Here is a 9,335-nt window from a genome sequence, read left to right as displayed (position 1 = left end):
GCGGTCTTGGGGGTTTCCCCCATGAGCGACTGCATCAAGAAGCGCAAGAGTTTGACTTCTGACAAATGACTTCTGACTTCTGACTTCTGCTATACCTAAATGTTGCTGAACTCTGAATCCCTAAGGAAATCCCAATACCCAAAGTGAGGGCTATTTATGGTAAAGTTTATGGTAAATATTGATAATCTATCTGTTCTAGGAAAGAAGCAAGTTGTTGTGTATTATGAAGCGTGATTAGTGGAGTAAATCAAATCGAGTTCCCTATAAAATAATATTGTAATTGTTCATAAACGATTTCAATAAAATTAGAGGTTGTCTGAGAAGTATCATTTGCTACATCAAAGCCCCCGTTGGTCCCCCAAGCGAGGGATTGCTCGCTTGGGGGACTTTTACCAGCAAATGGATTCTTGTTCCCCCCAAGCGAGGGATTGCTCGCTAGGGGGGCTAGGGGGGCAAAATTCAGTATCAAACAACTTTTCAGATATCCTCTTATAAAAAACGTTATATTATAGCCCTTAAAAAGGTTTAAAACGTAATTATACATTATATAATTACGTTTTAAACTTGTGATTAAAAATGGATATTACATCGATTAAAATATCGGTATAATATTTACAATTACGTTTTCAAATTGGAATTTGACCAGGGTATTTGAGATGGCGATCGCATCATAAAAATTCTCGGTATACTAGTATACTATAGTTGAAATGTATAGTTAAAATCAAGAAGATTACCTGGTGTATTTACATGGTGTAGTTATAATGGTGTTGTAAAGGATGGAAGCATTATGGAAACCGTAGAGCAGAAACGGGCAGTCGAAATCTTGTCGGAGCGCCTGGGTAAAACCCAGGACTATCTTTGACATTGCTGCTCTGAAGGCCAAAATTCAAGATTTAGAGCAGCTGGCAGCTCAACCAGATTTTTGGGATGACCAAAACTCGGCTCAGCAAACCCTTCAACATCTCAACGACCTAAAATCTAACCTCCAACGCTATAAACAGTGGCAATCCAGTTTGGAAGACACTAAAGCGATCTTGGAGTTGCTAGAACTAGAAACCGATGACGCACTGCTTGCAGAAGCTCAAACCAACTTGACTCAGCTGAATAAAGAACTGGATCGCTGGGAGTTGGAACAGCTGTTATCTGGTACCTACGACGCTAAAGGTGCTGTCCTCACCATCAATGCGGGGGCTGGTGGAACTGATGCCCAAGATTGGGCTGACCTATTACTGCGGATGTACACCCGTTGGGCAGAGAACCATGGTTATAAAGTCCACCTAGCCGAACTTTCCCCAGGAGATGAAGCTGGGATTAAGTCTGCCACTCTGGAAATTGACGGACTCCGCGCCTATGGTTACCTGAAAGCCGAGAAAGGTACTCATCGACTGGTGAGGATTTCCCCGTTTAATGCTAACGGTAAGCGACAGACTAGTTTTGCTGGAGTAGAAGTGATGCCTGCGGTGGATAATACCGTTGAGCTGGAAATCCCCGAGAAGGATTTAGAAATTACCACCTCCCGTGCAGGTGGTAAGGGAGGGCAAAACGTCAATAAGGTAGAAACTGCAGTGCGGATTGTCCATATTCCTACCGGCCTGGCTGTGCGCTGTACTCAGGAGCGTTCTCAATTGCAAAACAAAGAAAAAGCCTTAGTACTGCTGAAAGCTAAGTTGCTCGTGATTGCTGAGGAGCAACGAGCTCAAGAAATTGCCGAAATTCGGGGGGACATGGTGGAAGCGGCTTGGGGAAACCAAATTCGAAATTATGTGTTTCATCCTTACCAGATGGTGAAAGACCTGCGCACTAGTGTGGAAACCACAGCAGTTAATGATGTCCTTGATGGTAATCTTGACTTATTCATTGAAGCGTATCTGCGTCAAGAAAATCAGTTAACTAACTAGTAAGCAGTCAGCTATCAGCCGTCAGCCGTCAGCTAATCAACGGTCGGTAATAAACAAGCTGGGGGGTGCTGCTACGGCTGCTTGAAAATCCCTGCTCGTTTTACTCATCCGACCCCGTTCAGTTAAAACGCCTGCTAGCACCTCAAGTAGCACCATCTGTAGCGCATTAGCTGATAGCTGACTGCTGAATGCTTACACTAACTAATCACTAATGATTGGTTATTAGTGATTGTCAAAGTTGGTTGATTATTACTGATAAATAGTCAGTGGTCAAGTTTCAAGTAAGCAGGAATTAGGCAAAATTTGGCAACAAACTCGCCTTAGGTTTAGGGTGCATTGATAAAGCAGGCTACAGCTAGAGTTTCTGGGTAATTCGTGGTAAAAATTGTTAAGTATGCTGTTAGATTAAAATCAGCAAAGAAATTCTGACGTAGAGTACTTGTGTTCGATGAGCAACCCACCTTCACAAACCCAACAGCCAGAACAAGGTCTGGATACAACTACAGCCCCAGCCGATAGCGGTTCAAGTGAACCTAAGCCTAGTTACACCAAGTTAGCCATGCGCAATATGGTGCGTAAGGGAGGTAAATCTCTGAGACACTTTTTCCTCACCGTTTCTGGTTTATTGGCCTTACTGGTGGGTCTTGCCTACCTAACCCGTTAACTAAAGAGTTTGTTAAGTGATTTAAACTTACTCTTGTTGATGGCTCTATGCTTCGAGAGAGCAAAATCAAGGGAACAGTAAGCATAGTCCTAGACCCAGGATTAACGAAGCCGATGACCTAGCCAATCGGCTAGGTCATCGGAGTAGGTTACCCTACTGGTAGCCAAGCCTTTTGGAGACGCTGAGTGTGAAGTTTGAATTGAGTGTACAGGATTGTTTCTTTAATCGCTCCCATTCCGCTGAAACCATTACTAACCAATCCAGCAGCCCAATTTCCCTCCACACTTGGGAAAGCTGGTTTGACCAATGGCTAGTTGCCCTCGAACCGGATTTACCGGAGGCGAACAGCTACGAATTGAGTCTTCGCCTTACTGACAATAGTGAAATTCAGGCACTTAATTCCCAGTACCGAAAAAAAAATCAGCCTACAGATGTACTTGCTTTTGCAGCTTTAGAGGTAAACTCTCCTAAGTTATCACCCCAAAAGCAATTATCAGTGCCTCTATACTTGGGTGATATCGTGATTTCGGTAGATACTGCTGTTCAACAGGCTAAACAGCACGGGCATTCTGTATCTACGGAACTAGCCTGGCTGGCAACCCATGGTTTACTTCACCTTCTAGGATGGGATCATCCGGATGAAGAAAGTCTACTGAGAATGCTGGATCAACAGGAGACTCTACTTCAGAGCGTAGGTCTTTCTAATGATTCCTAGAAGTCTGCTGTGCTTTCCAGTATATCCCTAAAGGTTAATCCTCCTACCCCATATGGGAAAGATCAAGGTATACCCAAGACTTATCCCTGAACCAAGAAATGGTGTTACCAAAGGCGGAATCTTATCAAACTCAGTTTTTCGTGTCTAATACCTTGCCGATGACTCAAGAACTATCTATACCAGTACCCCAATACTCTGACTCCAAAGTCAAACCTAACCGAGATTTGGCTTGGCGAATTGCTCCGACATTAATGATTAGCTTCAAATATGCTTGGGCTGGGGTTCGCTATGCCTTTCTCACCCAACGTAACTTCCGCATCCATACAGCCATTGGAATTCTAGCGATTACCTTGGGCATTTTTTTAAAAATACCCCTGGTAGAACTGGCTGTGATTGGACTAACCACTGGGCTAGTCATGGCCATGGAGATGTTAAATACAGCTATTGAATCGGTCGTAGATCTAACTGTTAAACAGACATACCATGAACTGGCTAAAATTGCTAAAGATTGTGCCGCTGGTGCAGTGCTGATCTCAGCGATAACTGCTATTTTTGTAGCCGGTTCCCTGCTACTGCCACCCCTAATCAGTAGAATTGAGTCAGTTTTGGGCTAAATACCCAATTAGACTATACGATATGCGACTATACGATGAAAGTATATGACTGGATTGTCGTTGGTGGTGGCATTACTGGAGCAGCACTCGGGTACGAATTGTGTCGCCAAGGTTTGACTGTTCTGATTTTGGAGCAACATCCTACCCTAGAGGGAGCAACTCGCTATAGCTATGGTGGTCTTGCCTATTGGTCAGGAACATCAAGGTTAACTCGAGTGCTATGTCAGGAAGCTAGAGAAATTTATCAAACTTTATCTGAGGAATTAGCAACAGATACCCAGTTCCGGGAATTAGACTTATTGCTGACCATTGACCTCAAGGATGACTTTGAAGAATTGGCAGCCGATTATGCCCGTTGTGCTACTCCCCCAACTTGGGTGAGTGTGGCTGACGCTTGTGCCCTTGAACCATTACTCAATCGAAATGCGATCGCAGGAGCTTTTACTGTCCGTCACGGGCATATCCATCCAGGAAAGACTACCCAAGGTTACCTGAAAGCTTTCCGCCGTTGTGGGGGGGAAATCCAAATTGGTCGTGTGGTGGAACTGGTAAGGAGTTCAGATGCTATCAAGGCAGTCAAAACAGTAGCAGCCACCTACCACACCGCTAACACGGTTGTCTGTGCTGGTGGACTCAGTCGCACCTTACTGAAAGCTTCCGGAATTCCTGTCTACTTGTATTTCACTCATGAGGAGATGATTGAAACTCCCAGAGTTGACATCCAGCTGCAGACCATGGTTATTCCAGCAAATACGAAACGGTTTCAACTCGAAAAGCAAGCCAGTACTAAGTCAGTTCAACACTTGTGGGATGAGCCTGCTCATGAGGTAGTACCACCGATTCTTGATGCAGGTGCAGTGCAGTTTTTAGATGGCAGTTTACGGATGGGTCAGCTCAGCCGTGTACTGACAGACCCCTACGCCACTATAGCGCCAGAGAAAGGGGAAGCGGAAATTCGTACTCAAGTGGGTAAAATTCTACCAGCTCTTGAGAAATTACCAGGAACCTGGCATCATTGTTTAGTAGCATTCAGCAACACTAGTTTACCAGTGGTTGGTTCCTTCGGTGGTGTGGAAGGAGTTTATATATTTTCTAGTTTTACTAACCCCCTGGTATTTGTGCCACCCCTAGCCAAGCGCTTTGCTAACTGGGTGGTTGGACAAGAGGATGAAATAATAGCCGAGATGTCCCCTGCCAGTTAACAAAGTATTATGTTAAATTAAGCTAGGTTAAAGCTTGTTAAGAGTCTGTTGGTGATCGACCCATAGTCTCAGTCAAAGTGCCAATACAGTGGCTCCATCATCCTTAAAGCCCTTTGGTAGGGGCGACTCTGTCAAAGTTATGGAACATAGGTAGGGTCCAAGGTCGGATTAGACTGTACTAAGTTGGGTTAATGGTCACAGGCAGATACACCTTTAACCTGCAGAATAATTTAAGCAACGGATTTTGTGTTGACACCAGAGTAATCTTCACTGTCAAGGGTTAACGGTCAACAGTGAACAATCAGCAAGTTAAATGTTAATTAAGATAAAGAACGGTGGAAGCGACGGTCTACCCCTTAGCTTGTGAGGGAAGCTAAGGAATTAGCTCGTGCTAACAAGCGAGTTATGAGCCTAAACTAGTTATGAACCTACAGGTGATGGCAATCCCCTCCCCTCAACCCAATCGGCTGTAATAGGGGTCTTCTGCCAAGAACTAATGATCCAAGAACTAATGACAATACTGGAATTACAGTTAAGGGATTATGACAAAAACTCGCTCTAAGTGGCAGCTTGTGGTGGTAGGGATTTTGCTACTGCTGACTCTTCAGTATGTGCTGTGGCGATCGCTGTTTACCCTCAATCTGGATACCCTGGTCAATGGAGTCTTTAGCTTGGGGTTATTACTAGCGGAAATACTGAGGCTAGCTGGTAGCACCATTCAGCTGTTTTTCTTGTCCCAGATAAAAGATAGAAGTCGGGAAGCTGATTGGGGTGAATTATCGGTTATTAGTGGTCGTTTTACCCCGTCTGTTGACATACTTATTCCTACGTATAATGAACATCCCTCTATCCTACGACGAACAATTATTGGTTGTCAAGCTTTAGAGTATACAATAAAAACGATCTATCTTCTGGATGATACTAGACGTCCTGAGATCAAAAGACTTGCAGCTGAGCTAGGCTGCGAGTATATTACGCGACCAAATAATCTTAATGCCAAAGCAGGTAATTTAAACAATGCCTTTCCTCAAACCTCTGGGGATTTAATTGCTGTATTTGATGCTGATTTTATTCCTACTAGGAACTTCCTCAAGCGGACTGTGGGTTTCTTTAAGGATAAGGAAGTCGCTCTAGTTCAGACTCCCCAAAGCTACTATAATCCCGATCCGGTTGCCTATAATTTAGGTTTAGAAAACATTCTGACGGCAGAAGAAGAATTATTTTATCGACACATTCAACCAATTCGGGATAGCACAAATAGTATTGTGTGTTGTGGCACGTCTTTTGTGGTCAGGCGCAGCGCACTCTTAAGTATTGGTGGCTTTTTTACCGATTCCATCGCTGAAGATTACTATACTGGGGTTTGTTTATCGGCTCTTGGCTATAAGTTAATTTACCTTGATGAAAAATTAAGTGCTGGCTTGGCAGCAGAGAATATCGCAAGTCATGTATCTCAGCGGCTAAGATGGGCACAAGGTACCTTACAGGGACTTTTTCTAGACGCAAATCCATTAAGAATTCCTGGACTTACTCATCTGCAAAGACTGGTTCATTTAGATGGGTTGCTTTATTGGTTTACTAGCTGGTCACGAATTTATTTTCTCATTGTTCCCATAGCGTATACATTTTTCGGGATTATTTGCTTTAAAGCAACAGCTACGGAAGTATTGTGTTTTTTAGTTCCTTTCTATTTGCTACAGTTTTCTGTATTCTCCTGGGTAAACTGCGGCTCTCGCTCCGCTTTCATGTCAGATATTTATTCAGTAGTGTCATGTTTCCCGATTGGATTAACGGTGTTGCAGACAATGCTGAATCCTTTTTCGAGAGGATTTAAAGTAACCCCGAAAGGAATATCTAGGGAGAGTTTTAATTACAACTGGCAGTTAGCATCGCCGCTGATTATTGTATTCGTTGCTACAGCAATTAGCTTTGGGTTTAATCTGAGCGAATTATTGATACCAGTCAGCAGTTTGCCATCCCTAGAAACAGCCCAACTTACCCAAGGCATCAGCTTAGCTTGGATTTGGAGTGGCTACAATCTCCTGGTGCTGAGTATCGCCTTACTAATCCTTTTGGATTCTCCTAATCCGGATACTAACGAATGGTTTGACTTACGTAAAGTGGTGCGAATAAATATAGGAGGTCAAACCTATTGGGGCATGACTAAGTTGATTTCCCAAGTAGGTGCTCAAATCAAGCTGACCGAGAAGCTATCTATCTCCCTTAAAGATAATATCAAAGTAAGTCTGAAAATAATGGGGGAGAACTTGCGACTACAAGGAAAGATTACTCACACAGACCTCACGAGTGAAACTCCCACTCTCCAAATAGGATTTAATCAGCAGATGAGTTTACCCCAGACAAGGTGTTTAATTGAAATGCTGTTTTGTGGTGTGGGTCAGTGGAAACCTTGTGATACCCCTGGAGAATTGAGCTTGCTGTGGCTTTTATTAAAAAGTTTGCTCCAGCCCAGATTTGTGTTTAACCGTAATCCAAACCTCAGCACCATTAGCTCCGCTGAGGTACCAAGCTCTACCCTTACCAAACTCAATGGTGGAATTGCTGTGGTAGCACCAGCGCCAAAGGCGATGGAAACTGTTGCTGATTTCCAAGAGGACAATAGCTTCCAACCCCTGCTCAAACCTATTTCACTAGTAGCTCAGCCTAGGGTAAAACCTCCTAGTGTTCCTCAAAAAGTCGGTGAAGAAGTGGCGATCAAGGTGGCAATACCAATGAATCCAGAACTAAACTCCCAGGTGGAGGCGAGCGCTCATTGGGAAGCCGAAGGTGAAACCGTTGTGATCAAAGTGGCGATACCCAATGAACTAATCCAGAACTAAATTGCCAGCAAAATGCGATTGACCTTGGCCTTTAGGCCACGCTACGCGAATGGTCACGCGGGGCGCGTTCGCTAATTAAACAACGACTCAAGAGCGGCTATGCTAGCAAAAAAGTGGATTGAGCCAAAGGCGATCTAAAGGGATGACCATTTTTGAATTCAAAATGAATAGCCTTCTAATTTGGAATTGTTTCCACAGGTGCGCTTGACCTTGGCGAATTAAATTCGCCAAGGTCAAGCGCACCTAAGGATACAAGCGCCTGAATTCATTTATATGGTATTTTTTAATTTTGAATGGTCGCGTTCGCGCAGCGTCGGCGAAAGCCGATAGCGATGTTTCAAGCCCCCGAATTAATTCGTGGGGTATTTTTTAATTTTGAATTGATAATTTTGAATTGGAGCGAAGGGCTTGACTCCTACCCATTTATTGATTTTTGCTGGTTCCGGTTTATTAGCAGGTATTCTTGCCGGATTTCTCGGCATTGGCGGCGGTGTAGTGCTCGTCCCCTTGTTAGTGGCATTAGGATATCAACCAGTTCAAGCGGCGGCTACCAGTAGTCTGTCGATTGTGATTACGGCTAGCTCTGGTACAGTGCAAAACTGGCGGATGGGCTACTTTGATCTAAAAAGTGTAATTGGCATCGGATTTCCGGCTCTAATCACAGCACAAATTGGTGCCTATCTAGCGGACCTGTTCCCTCCTTACTTGTTACTGGTAGCCTTTGGGATACTGCTATTGGTTACGATATATTTGATCCAACTACGCAAACAGCTTAAGTCTAGAGCGCAACAGGAATCTCAAAGAGCACCAAACAACACACCTTCTTCAAACTCTTCCACCAAAGCTACTGTAGCAAGGATAGCGACAGGTGCTTTGGCTGGCTTATTAGCTGGTCTATTTGGTATTGGTGGGGGAACAATTATGGTTCCACTCCAAATGTTGCTCCTAGGAGAACCGATTAAAACTGCGATTCAGACAAGTCTAGGGGTAATCGTGATTACAGCAGTTTCAGCCTCTGTAGGACATGCCTTACAGGGAAATGTCTTATGGATTGAGGGACTGCTGCTGGGCATAGGAGGCTTTTTGGGAGCGCAAATTAGTACTCGCTTTTTGCCAAAGTTACCAGACCAAGTGGTGAGCAATGGATTTCGCACGCTGTTGTTTTCCCTATCAATTTATATTTTTTGGCAGGCATGGCAGAGTTACGGTGCTTGAAAGTCTGTATCTATTTAATTAGACTTCGCCGCAGTGGTGAGCAATAGGGAACTTCGGACAAGGGAATAGAACTATAAATATAGCAGTCGCCAGGGCAGTTAGGACATCGACATTAGTCTCACACCCTTTGTAAGCGATGCAGAGGTGCGACCCGTGGCGAATTTAATTCGCCAACGGAAAGCGCACC

At 44.1% G+C, this 9,335-nt stretch carries 7 protein-coding genes; all 7 read left to right on the top strand.

What is annotated here, in order from left to right; genetic code table 11:
* The first annotated feature begins 787 nt into the window (after window positions 1–787).
* The 7 genes from prfB (at window position 788) to F6K38_RS29555 (ending at window position 9,148) form a co-directional block, all read left to right on the top strand.
* Window positions 788–1,898, top strand: a protein-coding gene (prfB, locus tag F6K38_RS29585; protein ID WP_131826916.1) for a peptide chain release factor 2 whose coding sequence is annotated in 2 segments (ribosomal slippage) — window positions 788–859 and window positions 861–1,898 — 1,110 coding nt in all. Because the reading frame shifts where the segments join, the coding sequence is not laid out codon by codon here.
* 448 nt (window positions 1,899–2,346) lie between these two features.
* Window positions 2,347–2,562 carry a DUF3285 domain-containing protein gene (locus F6K38_RS29580; RefSeq protein WP_008183353.1) on the top strand — a complete coding sequence of 72 codons (216 nt, stop codon included), beginning with the start codon at window positions 2,347–2,349 and terminating at the stop codon, window positions 2,560–2,562.
* Between the two features lie 187 nt (window positions 2,563–2,749).
* A complete protein-coding gene (gene ybeY, locus F6K38_RS29575; protein ID WP_008183350.1) occupies window positions 2,750–3,277 on the top strand; it encodes an rRNA maturation RNase YbeY in 528 nt (175 codons plus the stop codon).
* 98 nt (window positions 3,278–3,375) lie between these two features.
* Window positions 3,376–3,891, top strand: coding sequence for a diacylglycerol kinase (locus tag F6K38_RS29570; protein ID WP_008183348.1), 516 nt, complete (start codon window positions 3,376–3,378; stop codon window positions 3,889–3,891).
* 35 nt (window positions 3,892–3,926) lie between these two features.
* Complete coding sequence (locus F6K38_RS29565) at window positions 3,927–5,093, top strand: NAD(P)/FAD-dependent oxidoreductase (RefSeq protein WP_008183344.1); 1,167 nt, start codon at window positions 3,927–3,929, stop codon at window positions 5,091–5,093.
* A gap of 542 nt (window positions 5,094–5,635) precedes the next feature.
* Window positions 5,636–7,933, top strand: a complete 2,298-nt coding sequence (locus F6K38_RS29560; RefSeq protein ID WP_008183342.1) for a glycosyltransferase — start codon at window positions 5,636–5,638, stop codon at window positions 7,931–7,933.
* A 408-nt stretch (window positions 7,934–8,341) separates the two neighbouring features.
* Window positions 8,342–9,148 (top strand): sulfite exporter TauE/SafE family protein, encoded by an 807-nt coding sequence (locus tag F6K38_RS29555; protein WP_008183340.1) that lies wholly within the window; start codon window positions 8,342–8,344, stop codon window positions 9,146–9,148.
* Window positions 9,149–9,335 lie beyond the last annotated feature (187 nt).

Origin of the sequence: Moorena sp. SIO3B2, assembly GCF_010692525.1 — a bacterium.
Taxonomy (GTDB): Bacteria; Cyanobacteriota; Cyanobacteriia; order Cyanobacteriales; family Coleofasciculaceae; genus Moorena; species Moorena producens.
This window is presented reverse-complemented; position numbering and strand designations above follow the sequence as displayed.

What these genes read in the sequence shown, in the direction of transcription:
- F6K38_RS29580 (WP_008183353.1), top strand. Translation starts at nt 2,347, where the DNA reads ATGAGCAACCCACCTTCACAAACCCAACAGCCAGAACAAGGTCTGGAT.
- F6K38_RS29560 (WP_008183342.1), top strand. Translation starts at nt 5,636, where the DNA reads ATGACAAAAACTCGCTCTAAGTGGCAGCTTGTGGTGGTAGGGATTTTG.
- F6K38_RS29565 (WP_008183344.1), top strand. Translation starts at nt 3,927, where the DNA reads ATGAAAGTATATGACTGGATTGTCGTTGGTGGTGGCATTACTGGAGCA.
- F6K38_RS29570 (WP_008183348.1), top strand. Translation starts at nt 3,376, where the DNA reads ATGGTGTTACCAAAGGCGGAATCTTATCAAACTCAGTTTTTCGTGTCT.